General features: G+C 39.3%; 23 protein-coding genes. 15 read left to right on the forward strand and 8 right to left on the reverse strand.

Annotation, left to right across the window (positions count from 1 at the left end; translation table 11 throughout):
- Positions 1-61: 61 nt before the first annotated feature.
- From lepA to RMA95_RS01765, 3 genes are all read right to left on the reverse strand, one after another.
- Positions 62-1,879, reverse strand: a complete 1,818-nt coding sequence (gene lepA / locus RMA95_RS01755) for a translation elongation factor 4 (protein ID WP_004699962.1) — start codon at positions 1,877-1,879, stop codon at positions 62-64.
- 176 nt (positions 1,880-2,055) lie between these two features.
- Positions 2,056-2,508, reverse strand: a complete 453-nt coding sequence (locus tag RMA95_RS01760; protein WP_311069418.1) for an acyl-CoA thioesterase — start codon at positions 2,506-2,508, stop codon at positions 2,056-2,058.
- Between the two features lie 120 nt (positions 2,509-2,628).
- Positions 2,629-4,005, reverse strand: coding sequence for a Do family serine endopeptidase (locus RMA95_RS01765; RefSeq protein ID WP_004699956.1), 1,377 nt, complete (start codon positions 4,003-4,005; stop codon positions 2,629-2,631).
- 231 nt (positions 4,006-4,236) lie between these two features.
- On the opposite strand from RMA95_RS01765, the gene nadB reads away from it, so the two are divergent.
- Complete coding sequence (gene nadB, locus RMA95_RS01770) at positions 4,237-5,880, forward strand: L-aspartate oxidase (RefSeq protein WP_311069419.1); 1,644 nt, start codon at positions 4,237-4,239, stop codon at positions 5,878-5,880.
- Positions 5,881-5,936: 56 nt separating this feature from the next.
- Here nadB and RMA95_RS01775 read toward each other — a convergent pair whose 3' ends face one another.
- The 4 genes from RMA95_RS01775 to pabC form a co-directional block, all read right to left on the reverse strand.
- The gene (locus tag RMA95_RS01775; protein WP_311069420.1) at positions 5,937-6,362 is read right to left on the reverse strand and encodes a PaaI family thioesterase; all 426 of its coding nucleotides are present in this window, start codon (positions 6,360-6,362) and stop codon (positions 5,937-5,939) included.
- 137 nt (positions 6,363-6,499) lie between these two features.
- Complete coding sequence (tmk, locus tag RMA95_RS01780) at positions 6,500-7,099, reverse strand: dTMP kinase (RefSeq protein WP_134261984.1); 600 nt, start codon at positions 7,097-7,099, stop codon at positions 6,500-6,502.
- 9 nt (positions 7,100-7,108) lie between these two features.
- Positions 7,109-8,179: an endolytic transglycosylase MltG gene (gene mltG, locus RMA95_RS01785; RefSeq protein ID WP_311069421.1), complete on the reverse strand. Its 1,071-nt coding sequence runs from the start codon at positions 8,177-8,179 to the stop codon at positions 7,109-7,111.
- A gap of 1 nt (position 8,180) precedes the next feature.
- On the reverse strand, positions 8,181-8,993 hold the full coding sequence (pabC, locus tag RMA95_RS01790; RefSeq protein ID WP_311069422.1) for an aminodeoxychorismate lyase: 813 nt from the start codon (positions 8,991-8,993) through the stop codon (positions 8,181-8,183).
- 263 nt (positions 8,994-9,256) lie between these two features.
- Here pabC and RMA95_RS01795 point away from each other — a divergent pair, with 263 nt between their 5' ends.
- The 6 genes from RMA95_RS01795 to RMA95_RS01820 all read left to right on the forward strand — a co-directional run bounded on the left by RMA95_RS01795 (position 9,257) and on the right by RMA95_RS01820 (position 14,766).
- The gene (locus RMA95_RS01795) at positions 9,257-10,264 is read left to right on the forward strand and encodes a sulfate ABC transporter substrate-binding protein (RefSeq protein ID WP_311069423.1); all 1,008 of its coding nucleotides are present in this window, start codon (positions 9,257-9,259) and stop codon (positions 10,262-10,264) included.
- Positions 10,265-10,294: 30 nt separating this feature from the next.
- The gene (locus RMA95_RS01800; protein ID WP_263614358.1) at positions 10,295-10,903 is read left to right on the forward strand and encodes an alpha/beta hydrolase; all 609 of its coding nucleotides are present in this window, start codon (positions 10,295-10,297) and stop codon (positions 10,901-10,903) included.
- A gap of 80 nt (positions 10,904-10,983) precedes the next feature.
- Positions 10,984-11,817 carry a sulfate ABC transporter permease subunit CysT gene (gene cysT / locus RMA95_RS01805; protein ID WP_191011998.1) on the forward strand — a complete coding sequence of 278 codons (834 nt, stop codon included), beginning with the start codon at positions 10,984-10,986 and terminating at the stop codon, positions 11,815-11,817.
- Positions 11,814-12,698 (forward strand): sulfate ABC transporter permease subunit CysW, encoded by an 885-nt coding sequence (gene cysW, locus RMA95_RS01810; protein WP_002052783.1) that lies wholly within the window; start codon positions 11,814-11,816, stop codon positions 12,696-12,698. The genes cysT and cysW overlap by 4 nt, the downstream gene beginning before the upstream one ends.
- 11 nt (positions 12,699-12,709) lie before the next feature.
- Positions 12,710-13,771 carry a sulfate/molybdate ABC transporter ATP-binding protein gene (locus RMA95_RS01815; RefSeq protein WP_002052588.1) on the forward strand — a complete coding sequence of 354 codons (1,062 nt, stop codon included), beginning with the start codon at positions 12,710-12,712 and terminating at the stop codon, positions 13,769-13,771.
- Positions 13,772-13,842: 71 nt separating this feature from the next.
- Positions 13,843-14,766, forward strand: a complete 924-nt coding sequence (locus RMA95_RS01820; protein ID WP_263614360.1) for a CysB family HTH-type transcriptional regulator — start codon at positions 13,843-13,845, stop codon at positions 14,764-14,766.
- Between the two features lie 94 nt (positions 14,767-14,860).
- On the opposite strand, the gene carO is transcribed toward RMA95_RS01820, so the two are convergent.
- The gene (gene carO, locus RMA95_RS01825) at positions 14,861-15,601 is read right to left on the reverse strand and encodes an ornithine uptake porin CarO type 3 (protein ID WP_311069424.1); all 741 of its coding nucleotides are present in this window, start codon (positions 15,599-15,601) and stop codon (positions 14,861-14,863) included.
- 285 nt (positions 15,602-15,886) lie between these two features.
- Here carO and dapD point away from each other — a divergent pair, with 285 nt between their 5' ends.
- The 8 genes from dapD (at position 15,887) to RMA95_RS01865 (ending at position 20,979) form a co-directional block, all read left to right on the forward strand.
- The gene (dapD, locus tag RMA95_RS01830) at positions 15,887-16,708 is read left to right on the forward strand and encodes a 2,3,4,5-tetrahydropyridine-2,6-dicarboxylate N-succinyltransferase (RefSeq protein ID WP_002052807.1); all 822 of its coding nucleotides are present in this window, start codon (positions 15,887-15,889) and stop codon (positions 16,706-16,708) included.
- A gap of 98 nt (positions 16,709-16,806) precedes the next feature.
- Positions 16,807-17,517, forward strand: a complete 711-nt coding sequence (queE, locus tag RMA95_RS01835) for a 7-carboxy-7-deazaguanine synthase QueE (RefSeq protein ID WP_311069425.1) — start codon at positions 16,807-16,809, stop codon at positions 17,515-17,517.
- Between the two features lie 40 nt (positions 17,518-17,557).
- A complete protein-coding gene (queC, locus tag RMA95_RS01840) occupies positions 17,558-18,229 on the forward strand; it encodes a 7-cyano-7-deazaguanine synthase QueC (protein WP_001247780.1) in 672 nt (223 codons plus the stop codon).
- A gap of 13 nt (positions 18,230-18,242) precedes the next feature.
- Positions 18,243-18,659: a hypothetical protein gene (locus RMA95_RS01845; RefSeq protein WP_263614363.1), complete on the forward strand. Its 417-nt coding sequence runs from the start codon at positions 18,243-18,245 to the stop codon at positions 18,657-18,659.
- A gap of 90 nt (positions 18,660-18,749) precedes the next feature.
- The gene (locus RMA95_RS01850) at positions 18,750-19,436 is read left to right on the forward strand and encodes a diphthine--ammonia ligase (protein ID WP_311069426.1); all 687 of its coding nucleotides are present in this window, start codon (positions 18,750-18,752) and stop codon (positions 19,434-19,436) included.
- A gap of 17 nt (positions 19,437-19,453) precedes the next feature.
- Positions 19,454-19,915 (forward strand): peroxiredoxin, encoded by a 462-nt coding sequence (locus tag RMA95_RS01855; RefSeq protein WP_263614365.1) that lies wholly within the window; start codon positions 19,454-19,456, stop codon positions 19,913-19,915.
- A 120-nt stretch (positions 19,916-20,035) separates the two neighbouring features.
- Positions 20,036-20,605: a CAP domain-containing protein gene (locus tag RMA95_RS01860; protein ID WP_263614366.1), complete on the forward strand. Its 570-nt coding sequence runs from the start codon at positions 20,036-20,038 to the stop codon at positions 20,603-20,605.
- A gap of 11 nt (positions 20,606-20,616) precedes the next feature.
- Positions 20,617-20,979: a glyoxalase superfamily protein gene (locus RMA95_RS01865; RefSeq protein ID WP_004699925.1), complete on the forward strand. Its 363-nt coding sequence runs from the start codon at positions 20,617-20,619 to the stop codon at positions 20,977-20,979.
- Positions 20,980-20,982: the final 3 nt, after the last annotated feature.

Consider the following 20,982-nt stretch of genomic DNA (forward strand, 5'->3'; position numbering starts at 1 on the left):
CTCGCAGCCTAGCTGCTTGCTTTATGGCTGGGAGAATATAAGTTCATCCCAGCCCTTTCTTTTATCTTTCTACTTTCAAAACAGCTAAGAACGCTTCTTGTGGAATTTCTACACTACCCACTTGTTTCATACGTTTCTTACCTTCTTTTTGTTTAGAAAGTAATTTCTTCTTACGAGACACGTCACCGCCATAACATTTTGCTAGAACGTTTTTACGCATCGCCTTAACGGTCGAACGAGCAATAATTTGAGCACCAATGGCAGCCTGAATTGCAACATCAAACATTTGACGTGGAATCAAGTCTTTCATTTTTTCAACTAAAGCAATACCACGATGGCGAGCATCGTTACGGTGACAAATCATAGCCAAGGCATCAACCTTTTCACTATTAATTAATACATCAACCTTAACTAAAGATGAACTTTCGAAACGTACGAAGTTATAGTCTAGCGATGCAAAACCACGTGAACATGATTTAAGCTTGTCAAAGAAATCCATTACGACTTCAGCCATTGGAATTTCAAAAGTAATCGAAACTTGATTACCTAAGAACTTCATGTCTTTTTGGACACCACGACGCTCAATACATAAGGTCATGACATTACCTAAGTATTCTTGCGGCACAAGAATATGACATTCAGCAATTGGCTCACGTAAATCTTCAACAACTGAACCATCTGGCATTTTAGACGGACTGTCGATATAGATCGTCTCACCTTTTTTGGTAACAGCTTCATAAACTACTGTTGGTGCCGAACTAATTAAATCGAGATCGTACTCACGTTCTAAACGCTCTTGTACGATTTCCATATGCAACATGCCCAAGAAACCACATCGGAAACCGAAACCAAGTGCATCCGAACTTTCAGGTTCAAAGAACAGGGCAGAATCGTTAATTTGTAATTTCTGTAATGCTTCGCGGAATGGTTCAAAGTCGCTTGAATCGATTGGGAAAAGACCCGCATAAACCTGCGGTTTAACCTTTTTAAAACCAGGTAAAGTTGCAACGTCTGGTGTTGTTGCAAGTGTAATGGTATCACCTACTGGCGCACCAAAAATGTCTTTAATACCCGCAATAACAAAACCTACTTCACCAGCTTCAAGAATATCTGTTTCAGTATGCTTAGGATTAAATACACCTACAGAAGTTACCGGATGAGTTTGTCCTGTCGATTTAACCAACATTTTGTCGCCCTTACGGATACGACCTTGTTTAATACGAACAAGAGACACTACACCTAAGTAGTTATCAAACCATGAATCGATAATTAAAGCTTGTAAGGGAGCTTCACGATCACCTTCTGGCGCCGGAATAACGTCAACTAAACGCTCTAATACACCTTCAACACCTAAACCTGTTTTTGCTGAACAAGTCGGCGCATCTGTGGCTTCAATCCCGATAATTTCTTCAATTTCATGAATTACACGTTCAGGTTCAGCCTGCGGTAAATCAATTTTATTTAAAATAGGAAGAACTTCGAGACCTTGTTCAATCGCGGTATAACAGTTTGCAACTGATTGAGCTTCTACGCCTTGCGCAGCATCGACAACCAACAATGCACCTTCACATGCAGCTAATGAGCGAGATACTTCATACGAGAAGTCAACGTGCCCCGGAGTATCAATAAAGTTAAGCTGATATTCTTGTCCATTTGGATGGGTGTAATACAATGTCACTGAAGCAGCTTTAATGGTAATCCCACGTTCGCGCTCAAGCTCCATTGAGTCCAAGACCTGAGCTTGCATCTCACGATCTTGTAAGCCACCACACATCTGAATAAAACGGTCAGCCAAAGTAGACTTACCATGATCGATATGAGCGATAATCGAGAAATTTCGGATATTTTTGATATCAACTGATTTTTTAGCTTGCGCCATGGGCTACCTTGAGAAAATATAAAGTGCTATGTAGCTTGTTTTAATACATAGCCAAAGCGGTTTAACAAATTGCGAGAGATTATAGCAGATGGATATTTTAAAGTATCCAAAATAATCATGAGCTTTTTACTTATGTTCTAAAAAATGACAATTCAAAGCACATGTAATACTTCCGACTATCGAGCATATGAAATAGTAAAATCTAAAGGATTTATGCTTGAATCAAGGGGCTTATAAGCTTGTGTAAAAGTTGGCGACATTCGTTTTGGTCGACCCGATGCAATTTCAATACATGCCCACTTGGTATTCCCAACAAATAAGACTGCCTGATCAGACGGACGGAAAAACACATACTGGCGAAATGAATAAAGCGCATTGATATCGTCTAGCCATGTCCGCAATATAATTTCTTCGCCTTCAAACGCAGCCTTACGATATTGAACATGATGCTCAACAGCAACCATTGCATGTTTAAGCTCAAGGTATTCGGTTACTCCTACACCTAATGTTTCAACATGAGCAGCAGCAACATCTTGCATCCATTGAACATACATTACATTGTTAACATGACCCAAAGCATCAATATGCTGTGGCTGAACCTGAATATGCAAATCGAAAATACTGCTCACAAAACACCCACTTTAATCATTAAACCTAAAACTACAATTAAATTAGCTAGATCGAACATTATGCCGAATACAAATAATAAAAAACCACCCATTTTCAGGGTGGTTCATTTTTAAATCATTTTACTGAATGCGCAAACCAAGCATTGCACGTTGGCCTTGACGAATAATTCCAACACGCGCAACCGTATTTTTTTGTAAGTTAGAAACAACTTTTGCAAAATCTTGGCTATTCAAAATTTGAGTATTATTAACCTGAATAATCACATCACCCGGAATAATATTTGACAATGATGCTAATCCACCACGACGAACATCTTGAACATAAATACCACCTTTTACGCTCAATGCATTTTTCTCTGGCTCAGCTAAATCACGAATACTCATGCCTAAAACCGGACCTTTAGAGGCAGAAGTCTGAGCACCTGTAGCTGGTGTTTCATCTGGTGCGGTTGCCAGAGTTGCTGAAATATTACGAGTTTTATCATCACGTAATACTTCAAACTGAACAGTTTGATTTGGCTGCACTTTGTTTAAAGCATAAAGCAAATCACTTGTGCGTAGTACAGATGTACCATTAAGTTTTAAAATCACATCACCAGCTCTAAGCCCTGCTTTTTGAGCAGGTGAATTTGGCGTAACTTGTGTGATAAGAGCACCTTCTGGTTTAGGTAATTTGTAGGCATCAGCAAGGTTACGATCAATATCTTGCATCATAACGCCTAAGTATGAACGAGTAACCTTCCCTTTAGTTTTAAGCTGTTCAGCTACATCCATCGCAACATCGATTGGAATAGAGAAAGACAAGCCCATATAACCACCAGTACCACTAAAGATACGTGAGTTTACTCCGACTACTTCACCGTTTTGATTAAACAATGGACCACCTGAGTTACCCGGGTTTAAAGCCACATCTGTTTGAATAAACGGTACAGAGGTTTCACCACTCATATTTCGTGATTTAGCACTGACAATACCTGCTGAGGCTGAGTAATCAAAACCAAATGGTGAACCAATCGCTAAAACAGGCTCACCGACTCGTAAGCGGTCAACATTACCCACTTTCAAAGCTGGATAATTATTCCCATTCACTTTTAATAAGGCAACATCGGTACGTTCATCACTACCAACAACAGTTGCATCAATCTCACGACGGTCATTTAAAGTAATACTAATGCGGGAAGCATTTTCAATCACATGATGGTTTGTGAGTAAGTAACCATCTTTACTAATAAAGAATGCACTACCGTATGCGGTTTTTTCTTGAGGACCTTGTTGCTGTGGAATGATGACCTGATTACCAAAGAAACGTTTTAAAATTTCAGGAACTTGCTGTTGTAACAGTTCATCCTGAGTCATTTTTTTTACGACATTTACACTCACCACAGCTGGACTAACTTGTTCAACGAGGTTTGAAAAATCAACAGCAGCGTTTGCCTGAACAGCGGCAACTGTAAATACCGCTGCATACATTCCTTGTTGTAAATAGCGAGATTTCATTCGGTGCTCACCCACAATTGGTCTACGAGAAATAAGAATAAAACTTTTGTATCACAATGCTTTGGAATTGTGCGTAACAATATGTTTATTTGTAAGACATCATCATCACGTTTATTTTACGCATTGCAATTTTTTAAGCTAATTGCAATTTTTCTGTGACTTAGAGCGCTTAAGCTCTTGCCTTTTTAGGTAAAAAGGGGTGTCATTAGCGGACGTTTTAAATTGATGCGAATGGACATGCCTAATCAACAGACAATTCACCACTTTGACGTGATTATTGTGGGCAGTGGCGGTGCTGGTTTAAGTCTGGCTTTATCGTTACCAAGTCATTTTAATATTGCAGTTTTAGCCAAAGCTGCTTTAACTGAAGCAAGTACCTTCTATGCACAAGGCGGTGTTGCTGCTGTTCTTGATGAAACTGACTCTATTCAACAACATATTAATGACACTATGATTGCAGGTGCTCATTTATGTGAAATGGATGCAGTACAGCACACTGTCGAAGGTGGTCGCCCTTCTGTTGATTTTCTTTTAAAGCAAGGTGTTCAGTTCACCTTAGATGAAGATGAGCAACTTCACTTAACTCGCGAAGGCGGTCACTCACAGCGCCGCATTATCCATTCTGCTGATGCTACAGGCAAAGCCATTTCAACTACACTGGTTGAACGTGCGAAAGAACGCAAGAATATTACTATTTTTGAAAACTACATTGCGATTGATTTAATCACGTCGCATAAATTAGGTCATACAGATCAGGCGAATCGCGCTATTGGTTTGTATGCCTTAGATGAAAATACAGAAAAAGTTCATACCTTCCTTGCACCATTTACCGCACTTGCTTGCGGCGGTGCGATGAAAGCTTACCTTTATACGTCTAACCCTGATATTGCTACAGGCGATGGTATTGCTATGGCTTACCGCGCAGGTTGCCGTGTTGCGAATATGGAATTTAATCAGTTCCATCCAACTTGCCTGTACCATCCACAAGCGCGTTCTTTTTTAATTACTGAAGCGATGCGTGGTGAAGGTGCTTACTTACGCTTGCCTGATGGCGAACGTTTCATGCTTCGTTTTGATGATCGTGCTGAATTGGCTCCTCGCGATATTGTGGCACGTACCATTGACCATGAAATTAAACGTCTCGGTATTCGCCATGTGTGGTTAGACATTACACACAAATCACCTGAATTTATTAAAGAGCACTTCCCTACACTTTATGCACGTTTGCTTGAGTTAGGTATCGACATTACTAAAGACATGATTCCAGTAGTGCCGGCAGCACACTATACATGTGGTGGTGTTGTAGTTGATTCAAATAGCCAGACCGATATTGAAGGTCTCTATGCAATTGGTGAAACCTCTTATACAGGTTTACATGGTGCTAACCGTATGGCGAGTAACTCATTACTTGAGTGCTTCGTTTATGGTATGAGTGCAGCAAAAGACATCGAAAATAAGTTTGATGAGAATTTCAAACTACCGAAAGTACCCACTTGGGATGACTCTCAAGTAACCAACCCAGATGAAGATGTGGTGATTTTACAAAACTGGGATGAGTTACGTTCGACCATGTGGAACTATGTCGGTATTGTCAGAACCACGAAACGTTTAGAACGTGCTTTACACCGTATAGAAATGTTAAAGCGTGAAATCACTGAATATTATCAAGACTACCGTGTCAGCAAAAACCTGATTGAACTGCGTAATCTTGTTTTAGTATCTGAGATGATTGTGCGCTGTGCCATGCACCGCAAAGAGTCACGTGGTCTACATTACACGCTCGATTATCCGGAAACTTCGAACGAGATTCGTAAAACTGTGTTAACTCCTCCAAATTTTGCAGTAGAACAGCCATTGGTTAATACCGAAATTTAAACTGTTTTTCTACAAAAAAGCACAGCTCTGGCTGTGCTTTTTATTTAGGTTAATATTTATGATTGAGGAGGAATTGAATAAGTCGCGGTCACATGTGCCACCGGTTCCTCTTGCCCTACTGAATAAATCCATACCTCACCCACGACTAGACTCTTCCCTACTTTCATGAGCCTACATTCGCTGCGTAGATCTTTATCACCTGCGGGTTTTCTTAAAAAATTAATATTAAAGTTAGTTGTTACTGCTAAACCAACAATTCCGATTTCACCGAGTATTGCAATATACAAAGCAAAGTCTGCCAAAGTCATCATGGTAGGCCCAGATATGGTACCGCCTGGCCTTTGATGTCTTTGATGTCTTTGATCGACGTGATAATAAACGACAGCAGCTTTAGGCGTAACTGATTCAATCGTGCAATGTTCAAGACTTGGCGGAAATTCCTTTTCAAGAAACGCTACAATTTCCTCTTTTGAACTTTTCATCCTTGTTTTTCTTCGATTTCAGAACAGTATTCAAAATAGCATAGAATACTGACTCATATTTTCTATGACCTTTTAAACCAGATTTATTATTATTTTTAACCACTCCCACAAAATATGAGAGCGGCTTTTATTATTATTTATCCTAAATATTGCAAAGCTTGCTCAAACACCTGATCTGGGCTTTGGGTAGCATCTAAACGTTTAATACGTTCAGGTTCGGCTTTCCATAAGGTCTCATACCCTTCGCGAACTTTTGCGAAGAAACTTAACTTTTCCTGTTCAAAACGATCTAAAGCTCCACGTTCACGTGCACGGTTCATACCAAGTTCAATTGGTGCATCTAACCAGAAAGTCACCTCTGGCATACGTGAAACAAAGTTCTGATTTAAAAGCTGTAATTTATCTTGGCTTAAACCACGACCAGAACATTGGTAAGCAAAGCTTGCATCGGTAAAGCGATCACTTAAAACAATTTTATTAGACTCTAAAGCCGGCAAAATGACTTGTTGTAAGTGTTGAGCACGTGCCGCATAAATTAAGAGTAGTTCGGTATCATGGCTCATATTTTCATCATGATTCACCGCCAAAAGCATTGAACGTATTTGTTCTGCTAACGGCGTGCCACCTGGCTCACGGGTTAAAACAACTTGTTTACCTTGCTCTTCAAAATGCTGATGAATTTTTCGAATGAGTGTAGTTTTACCTACCCCTTCCGTGCCTTCAAAGCTAATAAACATCTCTTTTCCTTATTTCTTCGATCTCAACACGGATAAATACTGCTGCACCGCTTGATTATGAGCCTGCAAATCTGCAGTAAATTTATGACCACCATTACCAGTTGCCACAAAATAAATATTATTTGAGTCATCTGGATGTAATGCAGCTTCAATTGCTTTTTGACTTGGTAAAGCAATTGGTGTTGGCGGTAAGCCATTAATTGTATAAGTATTATATGGAGTTGGTGTACGTAAGTCTTCGCGAGTTATGTTTCCCTTATAGTTTGCACCCATACCATAAATTACGGTTGGGTCAGTTTGTAGACGCATACCAATTTTCAGACGGCGTACAAATACACCAGATACCTGCTCAAGCTCACTATCTAAACTTGTTTCTTTTTCAACAATTGAAGCCATAATTAAAGCTTCATACTTATCTTTATAAGGTAAATTTGGTGCACGATTCGCCCAAGCTGCATCTAATGCTTTCATTTGGTGATGATATAAAGCCATCAGGATTTTTTTATCAGTTTCACCTTTTGCAAAGAAATAAGTATTAGGCGCAAATAAACCTTCCGGATGATGATAAGGAATTCCTAGCACCTTCATGAGCTGATCATCTGGTAAGTCAAGTATTGTATTTTTTACATTTTTATCATTTTTGAGTGCAGTAATAAGCTGCTTAAAAGTCGTACCTTCAATCACTAAAATACGGTTCATCTGAGCATTATCAGCATTAGACAACATCTCTAATACTTGTCTTACGCTCATTCCCTGCTCAACTTCATATACACCAGCTTTCATGCTGTCATGAATCATAAATCTTTGATAAAGCTTAAGTACAATAGGGAAATGGATTTTGTTTTCTTTTGCTAAGTGATCGATAAAACCAGAGTAGGTCTCACCTGAAGTGATCGATAGCATCTGCTTTTTCCCTTCAACAGGATAAGCTTTAAATAAACTTGACCATAAAATAGCAAAAATAGAAATTAAAACGATAAAACAGCCAATGAGCACCAACTTTTTAGGAAAATGAGATGCTGTTTTCTTGCCCTTTTTTTTAGCATTTTTTGCTTTCGCGTTCACAGGTGGCTTCGGCATATTAATGAATCTGATTCAAGTTAAGAGTATGAAATAAATTTAGGCACGCCTGTGAATCTAGAGTTTGTTCACCGATTTGAGTAACCACTCGCATTGGATGTAAAGCATTACAAAAGAATAGACTCTGTATTTGTGGTACTTCATCTAGCTCAATTATTCTGACTTCGCAGGCAATTCCATGGTGCTGCATACGCGCCAAAATTTCTGCACGCATCACACCGTGGACGCCATTATAGCGAAGTTCCGGTGTAATCCATCTATCATTTAAACGAATAAAACAATTACTGCTTACCCCTTCAACAATATAACCTTGTACATCAGATACTAATGCTTCTGCCCAGCCTTGTTGATCTGCTTCTTTTTTTAGCAGTACCTGTTCAAGACGGTTTAAAGATTTAAGTCCAACTAAACTCGGCATGGTTAAACCCAAGGCCTGATTTAAAACCCCACACTCAATAAAGTCTGGTCGGAATTGCTCCAATGCTTTTGGATAGAACCAGACATAAATATCAGCTTCATGCTTTGGCAAACTATAACCACGGTCACCTTCACCACGGCTAATTACAATTTTTAAAGTGCCATTGAGTACAAGGTTTTGTTTATATAGATGCTGTAAACTCTGTTCAATGAAGTCAAAGTTTGCAGTTAAAGCTAGTTTTTGACAGGCAAGTTTTAGACGTTCCGAGTGACGTGCTTTAAGCTCAATCTTATTTTGAAAAACACGAATTGTGGTAAAACATCCATCTCCATAATGAAATGCTCGGTCTAGTAACGGAATGGTTTCAACAGGTTGCCCATTTTTAAAACACCACATGCTTAATCCGTCCTTTCTTAAAAAACCGCCCAACAATACAACACCTTTCATTTAATTAATAAATGACTGATTTTAAAAAATTATACCGATTTAATCAGGACTTTTGAAACTTGTTATATATCAAGATTTAAGAATAGCTTATCCATTTTTTATATTTCTATATTTTTCATATTAAATTCGTTTTTTATTATTTTTTTAGAATAAAGACTAGCGCTATTCTGCGTTCATGTTTTGAACATTTCGTATTTTTGAGGGGTTATCTCATGCGTTTTTCTCAATTAAAAGTCGGGGTTATTGCTGCTCTTCTTTCTGTTTCATCATTTGCAGCTCAAGAATTCTTAAACGTTTCTTATGATCCAACTCGCGAGTTATATACAGACTTTAATAAACAGTTTGGTACTTACTGGAAACAGCGTACTGGACAAGATATTCAGTTTAAACAATCACACGGCGGTTCTGGTAAACAGGCTCGTGCAGTGATTGATGGCTTAAATGCTGACGTTGTGACATTAGCTCTTGCAGCTGATATCGATGAAATTGCAGAAAAAGCAAAATTGCTTCCAACTGATTGGCAGAAGAAGTTGCCACAAAACTCCACACCATACACATCAACAATCGTGTTTTTGGTACGTAAGGGTAACCCTAAACAAATTAAAGACTGGGGTGACTTAATCAAACCAGGTGTAGAAATTATTACACCAAATCCGAAAACTTCTGGCGGTGCTCGCTGGAACTACCTTGCAGCTTGGGCTTGGGCAAAACATCAACCAGATGGTAACGATGCTAAAGCACAAGAGTATGTCCGCCAAATTTATAAGCACACTAAAGTTCTAGATTCGGGTGCACGCGGTGCAACCACGACTTTTGCTGAACGTGGCATTGGTGACGTATTACTCGCTTGGGAAAATGAAGCTCACTTAGCTGTTCGCGAGCAACCGGGCAAATTTGAAATTATTACCCCGTCTCTTTCGATTTTAGCTGAACCACCAGTTGCTGTTGTTGAGAAAAACGCTGCCAAAAAAGGCAATCTCACCATCGCTAAAGGTTACCTTAACTACTTGTACTCACCTGCTGGCCAAGAAATTGCAGCACGTAACTTCTACCGCCCTCGTAATGCAGCTGTACTCAAAAAATACAGCAATGTATTTAAGCCATTGAAACTCGTAACAATTGATAAAGAGTTTGGCGGTTGGACAAAAGTGCAAAAACAACACTTTGATAATGGTGGTGTTTTCGATCAAATCGTGAAAATCAATAGTGCAGAGAAGTAATTCTTTGTACTAACGATAAGGAGAACAGACATGACTCACTCTGTAATTGTTCCAGGTGTAGGTGGAAGTGAACATCAACATTGGCAATCTTGGTTGCAGCGTCAACTCGTGTCTAGTTCTCGTGTTGAGCAAAAAAACTGGGATAGACCCGTATTAAGTGAATGGATTGAGCAATTTGTTAAAACTGTTCAAGCAGTACAAGCACCTGTGCAAATTGTTGCGCATAGTTTCGGTTGCTTAACAAGTGTTGCTGCTTTGGCTGAGCATCCTGAGTTACAAGCGCAAGTTAAAAAACTAATTTTGGTTGCTCCTGCAAATCCGGCACGTTTTGGTGAAGCTGGTTTTGCCCGCCATAGCTTGACTGACTACAAAGATTATTTTCATCAGTTAAAAATTAATGTGCCTACAACGCTACTGATTAGTGAAAATGATCCTTGGTTAGATTTTTTTGATGCTTTACAACTTGCTAAAGCGTGGCAATTAAACCCAATTAATCTTGGCCAAGTCGGTCATATTAATGTTGCTTCTGGTTTTGGCCCATTCCCTGATTTACTGAACTATCTACTTCCTGAAGACTCGATGTGTAGCCACTCATCTATTGATCCGGTAAAGACACATTTCTCTTTGAAATTTGCTTAATACCCAGCTTTATACCGCACCGTTTATCTTTATTTATTCGCTTACTGGTTTCAGCAGGCTTTTCTCTTTGAGGAAATATCATGTCGCAGCGATCCCGAGTGCTGCCTGGGTTTGGTCTATCATTGGGCTTCACCCTCGCCTACGTTTCTTTTATTGTGCTTATTCCATTAGCCGCAGTCTTTATCAAATCATTTGGAATCGGATGGGACGGACTATGGGAAATTTTAACCTCTGAACGTATTTTAAAATCGCTTCAACTCAGCTTTAGTTCAGCTTTAATTGCAGCGTTTATTAATGTTGTTTTCGGACTACTTTTAGCTTGGTGCCTTGTCCGTTATAACTTTCCCGGAAAACGTCTGGTTGATGCTTTAGTAGACTTACCTTTTGCACTTCCAACAGCAGTTGCAGGTATTGCGCTTACTTCGCTTTATGCCCCTACAGGCTGGATTGGTCAATATTTAGAACCACTCGGTATTCATGTTGCTTATACACCGATCGGGATTACGCTAGCTTTAGTATTTATTGGTATTCCTTTTATTGTTCGAACTGTTCAACCCGTACTAAGCGATATCGAAACCGAGCTTGAAGAAGCTGCTTCTGCACTTGGAGCAAATCGCTGGCAGACGATTACTAAAATTATTTTGCCAATATTACTACCTGCTCTATTTACAGGCTTTGCTTTAGCATTTGCTCGTGGCGTGGGTGAATATGGTTCTGTAATTTTCATCGCAGGTAACCAGCCGTTTAAAACAGAAATTGCCCCGCTCATGATTATTTCTCGCCTTGAAGAATATGACTATGCAGGTGCAACCACCATTGCAGCGGTCATGTTAGTTCTCTCTTTCATTATTTTATTTGCTATTAATTTACTGCAAGCCTGGGCAAACCGTCGTACAGGGAGAAATATCACATGAACCTACATACCGACAGCAATGCACTTGCTTTGAAGCTACAGTCCCGTGATGCGACTCGTGAACCGACTTGGGTACGTTATACGCTCATTACTGTTGCACTGATTTTCTTTCTTAGTTGCTTAATGCTGCCTCTTATTCTGGTTTTTGTTGAAGCGTTTAAACAAGGCCTTGAAGTCTATGTTCAGGCTTTAATTGATCCAGATACGTTGTCAGCGGTGAAATTAACATTACTCACCGCAGCGATTGCCGTACCGATTAACGTGATATTTGGTGTTGCCGCTGCATGGGCTGTTTCCAAGTTCCAGTTTAAAGGCAAAGCAATTTTAACCACTATTATTGATATGCCTTTTTCAGTTTCACCTGTTATTGCAGGTTTAATGATTGTACTGATTTTTGGTGCTCAAGGTTGGTTAGGCGGCTGGTTAATGGACCATGACATTAAGATTTTATATGCCGTGCCCGGAATTGTTTTAGCGACCATCTTTATTACCGTTCCCTTTGTTGCACGTGAGTTAATTCCTCTTATGGAAGCTCAAGGAACAGAAGAAGAAGAAGCTGCGATTGTACTTGGTGCCTCAGGCTGGCAAACCTTTTGGAAAGTCACTCTGCCTAACATTAAGTGGGGTTTAATTTACGGCGTGATTTTATGTAACGCGCGTGCAATGGGTGAGTTCGGTGCAGTATCGGTAGTTTCTGGCCACATCCGTGGTGAAACCAATACCCTGCCACTTCATGTTGAAATTTTATATAACGAGTACACCTTTAGTGCAGCCTTTGCCGTGTCCTCATTACTTGCTTTCTTAGCCTTATTAACACTGGTATTGAAAACTTGGTTAGAACTACATCAAGACAAACCAGAACCGCATTCAACTGATTCGTAAGGAATGAAATCATGAGTATTCAAGTTAAGAATATTGAAAAACACTTTGGTGCATTCCATGCGCTTAAAAATATTTCCCTAGATTTTCCAGAGGGTGAACTGGTTGCGCTACTCGGACCATCTGGCTGCGGTAAAACGACACTACTTCGTATTATTGCTGGCTTAGAGTCAGCCGATGGCGGTCAAGTGTTACTTGAAGGCGAAGATGCAACCAATGTCCATGTTCGCGAGCGTCAAGTTGGCTTTGTATTTCAGCACTATGCTTTATTCCGTCATATGACTGTATTTGACAATATTGCTTTTGGTTTACGTGTTCGCCCTCGTGCAACCCGTCCTTCGGAAGCTGAGATTAAAAAACGTGTTACTCGTCTGCTTGACCTAGTTCAACTGGGCTTTTTAGCAGACCGCTACCCTGCTCAGCTTTCTGGTGGTCAACGTCAACGTATTGCTTTAGCTCGAGCACTCGCTGTAGAGCCTCGTGTGCTATTGCTCGATGAACCATTTGGCGCACTGGATGCCAAAGTCCGTAAAGAATTACGTCGCTGGTTACGCAACTTGCATGACGAATTGCATATCACTTCAATTTTCGTAACCCATGACCAAGAAGAAGCTCTTGAAGTGGCTGACCAGATTATTGTGATGAATAAAGGTAACGTCGAACAAATTGGTTCACCACGTGAAGTCTACGAAAAACCTGCAACACCATTTGTATTTGATTTCTTGGGTCAAGCAAATCGTTTTGAAGGTGAACATGCCGGCGGTATTATCCGTATTGGCAATGATCGTATCGAATTACCGACTACAGTTCAGGCACCGCAAGGAAAAGTGATTGCTTTTGCACGCCCGGATGAGTTACATATTCATTCGCAACCACAGGCAAATACAATTGAAGCAACTTTTGTACGTGAGGTCTGGATTGCTGGAAAAGTAGTGGCGGAATTACAAGATCGTAATGGACGTTTAATTGAGATTGCTCTGAGCAGTGAAGCTGCAAAACAACATGCATTTAAACCAAATCAAACTGTTTGGGTGAGTGCATCTCAACTTCATCTATTTGCAGATCAAGTTGCTTAAGGAATTATTTGGTGAGGAGCCATCTCGCGGAATTTAAAGCCGTTCCTCACCTCTTTCGAGGAAAAGTGTAAATGAACTTTCAACAATTAAGAATTATCCGAGAAACAGTACGCCAAAACTTTAATTTAACGGAAGCATCTGCCGCGTTATACACCTCTCAATCAGGTGTAAGTAAACATATTAAAGATTTAGAAGATGAATTAGGTGTACAACTTTTCGTTCGTAAAGGTAAACGTTTACTTGGTTTAACTGAACCGGGCCAGTCGCTACTTAGCATTGTGGAGCGTATGCTTGTAGATGCTGAAAATATTAAACGTCTTGCCGATGACTTTAATAAAGTAGATGAAGGTACGTTAACAATTGCGACAACGCATACTCAAGCACGTTATGTACTACCACCGATCGTCAATCAATTTAAAAAGCTGTTCCCTAAAGTACATTTGATTTTGCAACAAGCCAGCCCTGTAGAAATTGCAGAGATGCTTTTACAAGGTGAAGCCGATATTGGTATTGCGACAGAATCTTTAACAACTGAAGAAAACTTAGCAAGCATTCCCTACTATCAATGGCAGCACAGTATTATTACACCGCAAGAACACCCACTTGCCAAACTAGATAAGATTGATCTTGACGCTTTATCTGAATATCCACTGATTACTTATCACGGTGGTTTTACAGGTCGTTCTAAAATCGATAAAGCATTTGAAGATGCTCAAATCGATGCTGATATCGTAATGTCTGCTCTTGATGCTGATGTTATTAAAACGTATGTAGAACTTGGTATGGGCGTCGGAATTGTCAACGATGTTGCTTACGATGCAGAACGTGACTATCGTTTAAAGCAAATTAAAACTGATATCTTTGGTGTTAACACCACATGGATTGCTGTTCGTAAAGGTCATCTCTTACGTGGTTACGGTTATGAGTTTATTTCTTTATGCTCACCTGATGCCGACATTAAAGCATTGAAAAAAATTGCTTATCCAGATGAATAAAAATTAAGAACAGAATAAAAGAGCTAAATAGCTCTTTTATTTATTTTATTAAATACAAAAAAAACGAGCCGAAGCTCGTTTTTTCTTTAGGATCTTACCAGAAGAAGTTCACACCAACTTTACCCACTGGTAACCATTTGTATTTGTCATCGTTAGCAATTTTACGAGCTTCCGCATTTACTGCTTCTTCAAGTGATTGGTCACCAGTCGTAACTGCTGAACCTGTTGAAACAAGCTTAACTGTTGGGTTACCAGTATAATAAGCGCCTACTTCACCAAATACACCCCAGTTTTTATTGATTTTAGGTGCAAAACCAAAACCTACGTATGGAGCAATATCATTTTTATATGACATTTGACCATTAATTTTTACACCATCGGCACCCGCAATAAAGTCTTGGTTATTTACACGGAATGAACGAGTCGCATCAACGTTACGAGTTAAATCATAATCGTTATCAAGGTAAGCCGCCCCAGCAGCTACATATAAGCCTTGAGCCCAACGGTTAGTACTTGCACCCCATGGACGAATTTCAGCATTTAAATAAACGTTGTTATTATCCATATCAAGGTCATATGTTGAACCATTGACTTTTACATCATCAGACCAAGAAATATCACCACCGTTATAACCCAATGCTAAACCAACGTATGGGTTTGCTTGCCATAATAAAGCACCACCGTAGCCTGTAGTACCAACTTCAGCACGAGCGCCCACTGGAATTAATTGGTTTTTATCGAATGCATAACTGTCATGAACAACAGCTTCATCTGCCATTGCAGCACTAGCAGCAAGTAAAGCTGTAGTTGTCACTAAAACACGTAATACTTTCATCGTTTTCTCCTCAAGAAAAGGCTCTGTTTTTAATTTATTCAGCTTGTGACAAAAATTATATTCAAGAGCATAGATTCTTTTTTATACAAAAACTGCTAGATTTCTGTTATTTTTTGATACAAATTGAGTTAAATTTTTATTTTCAAATCATTTTTGTGTAAAAAACACTTGATTATCTAATAAGCTTTTCCACTTTAACTCTCGCTTTAAACGTAACACGTTTTTTCAAAGATTCTTGTCACAAATTAGTGTAAAATCTTTAAAATTTTTTATGGAAGGAAGATCATGTCTCAGCTTTCTACGATCATTGAGCAAGCATTTGAAGACCGCGCAAACTTTACTGCAGCAGATTGCTCAAGCGAAATTCGCCAAGCTGTTGAAGAAGCAATTGCTGGATTAGATAACGGTACACTTCGTGTTGCAGAAAAAATCAATGGTGAATGGGTTGTTCATCAATGGTTAAAAAAAGCTGTTTTATTATCATTTAAACTAAATGATAATAAACCAATCGAGTCATGTGATCTTCGTTTCTACGACAAAGTTGAAACTAAATTCTCTGGTTGGACTGAAGAGCAATTTAAAGCTGCAGGTGTTCGTGTTGTTCCTCCTGCTGTGGCTCGTCGTGGTAGTTTCCAAGCTAAAAATGTGGTGTTAATGCCATCTTATGTCAACATTGGTGCTTATGTAGATGAAGGCACAATGGTTGATACATGGGCAACTGTAGGTTCATGCGCTCAAATCGGTAAAAACGTTCACTTGTCTGGTGGTGTTGGTATCGGTGGTGTTTTAGAGCCATTACAAGCTAACCCAACTATTATTGAAGACAACTGCTTTATCGGTGCGCGTTCTGAAATCGTTGAAGGCGTTATTGTTGAAGAAGGTTCAGTCATTTCAATGGGTGTCTTCATTGGTCAATCAACCAAAATTTATGACCGTGAAACTGGCGAAATCCATTATGGTCGTGTTCCTGCTGGTTCAGTTGTTGTACCAGGTAACATCCCATCTGCTGACGGTAAATACAGCTTATACGCTGCAATTATCGTGAAAAAAGTTGATGCACAAACACGTGCAAAAACAAGTTTGAACGATTTGTTACGCGCTGACTAATTTGTTATAACTCTCTTGCGGAGCTTTAATCGCTCCTCATCTCTACGATCAAACTGATCGTAGAGATTTTATTTTTTATATAGTGTGGTATTTCTAGAATGGCTTCCTTACGTTCCTCTGCAATTCCTGTCTCTGACCCTGCGTCTGGTTTACGCATTACCGAGATTTTTTACTCGTTGCAGGGTGAAGCAAATGCCTCTGGTTTACCGACTGTATTTATTCGTCTCACAGGCTGTCCTTTACGTTGTACATATTGTGATACCACCTATTCTTTTGAAGGTGGCGAGCGTTTATCACTCGAGCACATTATTGAAACGGCTGAAAAATATCAAACGCCTTATATTTGTGTGACTGGTGGTGAACCCCTAGCACAGCCAAATTGCTTAATTTTATTACAACGTTTATGTGATGCTGGCTTTGACGTTTCTTTAGAAACCAGTGGCGCTCTTGATGTATCAAAAGTGGACCCACGTGTTTCTAAAGTTCTCGATTTAAAGACTCCAACTTCTGGTGAAGAACACCGTAATCTCATCAGTAATCTTGACTACTTAACTTCACATGACCAAATCAAATTTGTGATTTGTAATCGTGAAGACTATGAATGGTCAAAACAACAAGTTGAACAATATCAACTGCAGACCAAAGTCAGTACCGTTTGGTTCTCCCCTGCCTTTGCAGTTGAAAAAGGTGCTGTTGGCCTGCCACGTTTAGCACGTGATCTGGCACAGTGGATACTGGACGATAAACTGCCTGTACGTTTCCAGCTACAGTTACATAAACTGCTCTGGAATGATGAGTCAGGTCGTTAATCGTTCAATAAAATAAATCATTCCGAATATGGAGAAAAATATGCGCCCTCGTGCCATTGTTTTACTTTCAGGCGGCTTAGACTCAACCACTTGCCTAGCTTGGGCACAAGCGCGCTATGAATGTATCGCTATTAGCTTTATGTATGGTCAACGCTCAACCACTGAACTTGATGCAGCCAAAGCATTAGCTCAGCGTGCAGGTGTTGAACATCGTGTAATCAATATCGATTTAGCCAATTTAGGTGGATCTGCACTTACAGACCATAACATTGCTGTACCAGAACAATTACAAGAAGGCATTCCTGTAACTTATGTACCAGCACGTAACACAATTTTCCTTTCATATGCCTTAGCTGCGGCTGAAGTATTCAATGCTGAAGCGATTGTGATTGGTATCAATGCTGTTGATTATTCAGGATATCCTGATTGTCGCCCAGAATTTATTGATGCTTTTGCCAATATGGCTCGTTTAGCGACCAAAGCTGGCGTTGAAGGAAAACCACTTAAATTTGAAACACCCCTGTTACATTTATCCAAAGCGAATATTATACGTTTAGGGATTGAACATGGCGTAGACTATAGCCAAACGGTATCTTGCTACCAAGCAGATGCTCAAGGACGTGCGTGTGGCAAGTGTGACAGTTGCCGTTTGCGTAAAGAAGGCTTTATCGATGCCGGCGTTACCGATCCAACACGCTATATACCGCAATAAGTAGGTAAAATTTATGAAGTTGTTAAAATCAAATCTTATTCTTTCATCTTTATTCTCAGCAGCTGCACTTATGGCTGGTTCTGCTCAAGCAGCTGAAAACCCAGTTCAAGCAGCATATAAAAGCACTAACGTTAAAGGTGCATTAATCAACGTTTGTAAAGACCAAACTGCAAAAGGCGGTAAATTAAGTTCAGCTGAAGTTAGCAAATTCTGTAGCTGCCAAGTTGATGCTCAAGGTAAAGTGACTGAAGCACAAAAATGGGAAATCCAAAGTGCAATCAATGCGAAGAAAAGCCCAAGCTCTTTAGCTTTTGTACAACAACAAAACCGTGACCTTAAAGCATGTTTCGGTCCTCAGTTAACAACTAAGCTTGAAAAATTAACTGAAGAAGCAATGAAAGCAGCTCAACAACAAGCTCCTAAAAAATAAGCTTTTGTTGCTCCAAATTAAGCCTGCATTTATGCAGGCTTTTTTATAGCTCTGCTAAAATGAAACTGATCTCATCATTCGAAATAAACCATGCAAGAACAATGGAAAACCAACGCAACAGATAAACGATCTATTGTCTCATTTAGTGGAGGCAAAGACAGTTCTCTTGCTCTCTACCATGCTATGAAAACTGGCAAGGTAATTGGTTTAATCGTTATGTTAGAAGAGCATGGTCAACGCTCTCGTTCACATGCGATGCCACTTGATATTATTCAGGCGCAAGCACAAGCAATTGGCTTACCTGTATTTATGGCTTCGTCTAGTTGGAATGACTATGAAACTAAATTCATTAGCTTATTGAGTGAAGCTAAACAAAAAGGTGCCGAAGTACTGGTTACAGGTGATTTAGATATGCCTGAACATGGTTGTTGGCATGACCGTGTCACTCAAACAGTGGGGCTTAAATTAGGCATGCCACTCTGGCTGCGTCCGCATCGTGAAGTGGTTGAAGAGTTCATTCAACTTGGATTTAAAAGTGTAATTGTCACTGTTAATCTTAAACTAGGAATGAAAGTAGAAGATTTAGGTCAAGTTCTATCTTTAGAATATATCCAAGAGCTTGAGAACCGTGGCATTGATCCATGCGGTGAAGGCGGTGAATTTCATACCACTGTCATTGATGGTCCAATTTTTAACAAAGCTATTCCTGTAAGAAAACTCGATATTGTTTATCATGAAGAATATGCTTTTCTACCACTTGAATTAGATCAAATTTAACTTTTAAAGGATAAGAAATGTCTGAAAATATTCAACTGCCAAATCAGGTTTTCCCAACTACACACGGCGAAGTTAATTTAGCTGAAGTCGACAATGAATGGCTGATTATTTACTTCTACCCTAAAGATTCAACTCCAGGCTGTACTACACAAGCTGTCGGTTTTTCTTGTTTAAAAGACCAGTTTGATACTTTAGGTGCTCGTATTTACGGTGTTTCGCGCGACTCTGTAAAAGCCCATCAAAACTTTACAGAAAAGCAAGCACTAACCATTGATCTCATTAGTGATAAAGAAGAAGTGCTCTGTAATCACTTTGATGTGATTAAAGAAAAGAATATGTATGGAAAAAAAGTAATGGGTATTGAGCGCTCTACTTTCATTTTCCATAACAAAACTTTAGTTAAAAGCTACCGTAAAGTAAAAGCTGCCGGCCATGCAGAACAAGTTCTAGACGACTTAAAAGCATTGCAATCAGCTTAATAAACTTATGTAATCAAAAGCGAGTTTAATACTCGCTTTTTTACACGCACATAAATTGCTCATTCATTTTAATTTGGCGTATGATAAAAATATTAAAATAATTCGAATAATGGCATAGCGATGAATCTACTAAAAGTTTGTACTTTATTACCTTCTAGCCTTGTTATTGCTGCTTGCTCCGTTAACTCATCAAGCAGACCTCCTCCCCTTAACTCATCTACCCCACAAGTTCAAAAATCATCTATAGAAATAAGCTGCCAAGATTTACAAAACCCTGCCTATCAACAAGCTATTCTTAATACAATTAATCAAATTCGCCAGCAATCACGCCAGTGCGGTCAGCAATATTTTTCTGCCGCTCAACCTTTAAGTTGGAATAATAATTTATATAAAGGCGCACTTTCTCATAGCGAAGATATGGCGACACATAACTTTTTGAGTCATGTTAGCTCAACGGGTCTAGACTTAAAATCACGTTTAAAACTTTACAATACGCTTAGTAAAGCCAACGGTGAGAATGTCGCGAGTGGGCAGAAAACTTTAAATGAAGTAATGACAAAATGGCTAGCAAGCCCTCTACATTGTAGTAACCTAATGAACCCTAAGTTTACAACTTATGCAATCGCTTGTGCTTCGGATCAGTCCGCTAAACAAAAGAGTTACTGGACACAACAATTTGGTACACGTTAAAAGGAAAAAAGATGCAATCTGGTTCAATCACCCCTATTTTAAGAATTTTTGATGTCGCGTTAGCTCAATCATTTTATCTTGATTTCTTAGGCTTTCAGCTTGATTGGCAACACCAATTTGAAGATAACTTCCCGTTGTATTTACAAATCTCCAAAGATGATTGCATCATTCATCTCTCTGAGCATTTTGGAGATGCGAGTCCTCATAGTGCAATCCGTATTTATTGGGAACATATTTATGAATTACATAGTGAACTCAGTCAAAAAGATTATAAATTTTCTAAACCTCAGGTTGAAAAAACAGATTGGGAAACACTTGAACTCAGCATCACCGATCCTTTTTCCAACCGTATTATTTTTTGGGCAGATGCTTAATCA

The organism is Acinetobacter sp. V110_1, from assembly GCF_031798975.1.
GTDB classification, from domain to species: Bacteria; Pseudomonadota; Gammaproteobacteria; order Pseudomonadales; family Moraxellaceae; genus Acinetobacter; species Acinetobacter nosocomialis_A.

What these genes read in the sequence shown, in the direction of transcription:
- lepA (WP_004699962.1), bottom strand. Translation starts at nt 1,879, where the DNA reads ATGGCGCAAGCTAAAAAATCAGTTGATATCAAAAATATCCGAAATTTC.
- nadB (WP_311069419.1), top strand. Translation starts at nt 4,237, where the DNA reads ATGGACATGCCTAATCAACAGACAATTCACCACTTTGACGTGATTATT.
- RMA95_RS01800 (WP_263614358.1), top strand. Translation starts at nt 10,295, where the DNA reads ATGACTCACTCTGTAATTGTTCCAGGTGTAGGTGGAAGTGAACATCAA.
- pabC (WP_311069422.1), bottom strand. Translation starts at nt 8,993, where the DNA reads ATGTGGTGTTTTAAAAATGGGCAACCTGTTGAAACCATTCCGTTACTA.
- carO (WP_311069424.1), bottom strand. Translation starts at nt 15,601, where the DNA reads ATGAAAGTATTACGTGTTTTAGTGACAACTACAGCTTTACTTGCTGCT.
- queC (WP_001247780.1), top strand. Translation starts at nt 17,558, where the DNA reads ATGCGCCCTCGTGCCATTGTTTTACTTTCAGGCGGCTTAGACTCAACC.
- RMA95_RS01845 (WP_263614363.1), top strand. Translation starts at nt 18,243, where the DNA reads ATGAAGTTGTTAAAATCAAATCTTATTCTTTCATCTTTATTCTCAGCA.
- RMA95_RS01765 (WP_004699956.1), bottom strand. Translation starts at nt 4,005, where the DNA reads ATGAAATCTCGCTATTTACAACAAGGAATGTATGCAGCGGTATTTACA.
- cysW (WP_002052783.1), top strand. Translation starts at nt 11,814, where the DNA reads ATGAACCTACATACCGACAGCAATGCACTTGCTTTGAAGCTACAGTCC.
- tmk (WP_134261984.1), bottom strand. Translation starts at nt 7,099, where the DNA reads ATGTTTATTAGCTTTGAAGGCACGGAAGGGGTAGGTAAAACTACACTC.
- queE (WP_311069425.1), top strand. Translation starts at nt 16,807, where the DNA reads ATGGCTTCCTTACGTTCCTCTGCAATTCCTGTCTCTGACCCTGCGTCT.
- RMA95_RS01820 (WP_263614360.1), top strand. Translation starts at nt 13,843, where the DNA reads ATGAACTTTCAACAATTAAGAATTATCCGAGAAACAGTACGCCAAAAC.
- RMA95_RS01850 (WP_311069426.1), top strand. Translation starts at nt 18,750, where the DNA reads ATGCAAGAACAATGGAAAACCAACGCAACAGATAAACGATCTATTGTC.
- RMA95_RS01860 (WP_263614366.1), top strand. Translation starts at nt 20,036, where the DNA reads ATGAATCTACTAAAAGTTTGTACTTTATTACCTTCTAGCCTTGTTATT.
- RMA95_RS01855 (WP_263614365.1), top strand. Translation starts at nt 19,454, where the DNA reads ATGTCTGAAAATATTCAACTGCCAAATCAGGTTTTCCCAACTACACAC.
- RMA95_RS01865 (WP_004699925.1), top strand. Translation starts at nt 20,617, where the DNA reads ATGCAATCTGGTTCAATCACCCCTATTTTAAGAATTTTTGATGTCGCG.
- RMA95_RS01775 (WP_311069420.1), bottom strand. Translation starts at nt 6,362, where the DNA reads ATGAAAAGTTCAAAAGAGGAAATTGTAGCGTTTCTTGAAAAGGAATTT.
- mltG (WP_311069421.1), bottom strand. Translation starts at nt 8,179, where the DNA reads ATGCCGAAGCCACCTGTGAACGCGAAAGCAAAAAATGCTAAAAAAAAG.
- dapD (WP_002052807.1), top strand. Translation starts at nt 15,887, where the DNA reads ATGTCTCAGCTTTCTACGATCATTGAGCAAGCATTTGAAGACCGCGCA.
- RMA95_RS01815 (WP_002052588.1), top strand. Translation starts at nt 12,710, where the DNA reads ATGAGTATTCAAGTTAAGAATATTGAAAAACACTTTGGTGCATTCCAT.
- RMA95_RS01795 (WP_311069423.1), top strand. Translation starts at nt 9,257, where the DNA reads ATGCGTTTTTCTCAATTAAAAGTCGGGGTTATTGCTGCTCTTCTTTCT.
- cysT (WP_191011998.1), top strand. Translation starts at nt 10,984, where the DNA reads ATGTCGCAGCGATCCCGAGTGCTGCCTGGGTTTGGTCTATCATTGGGC.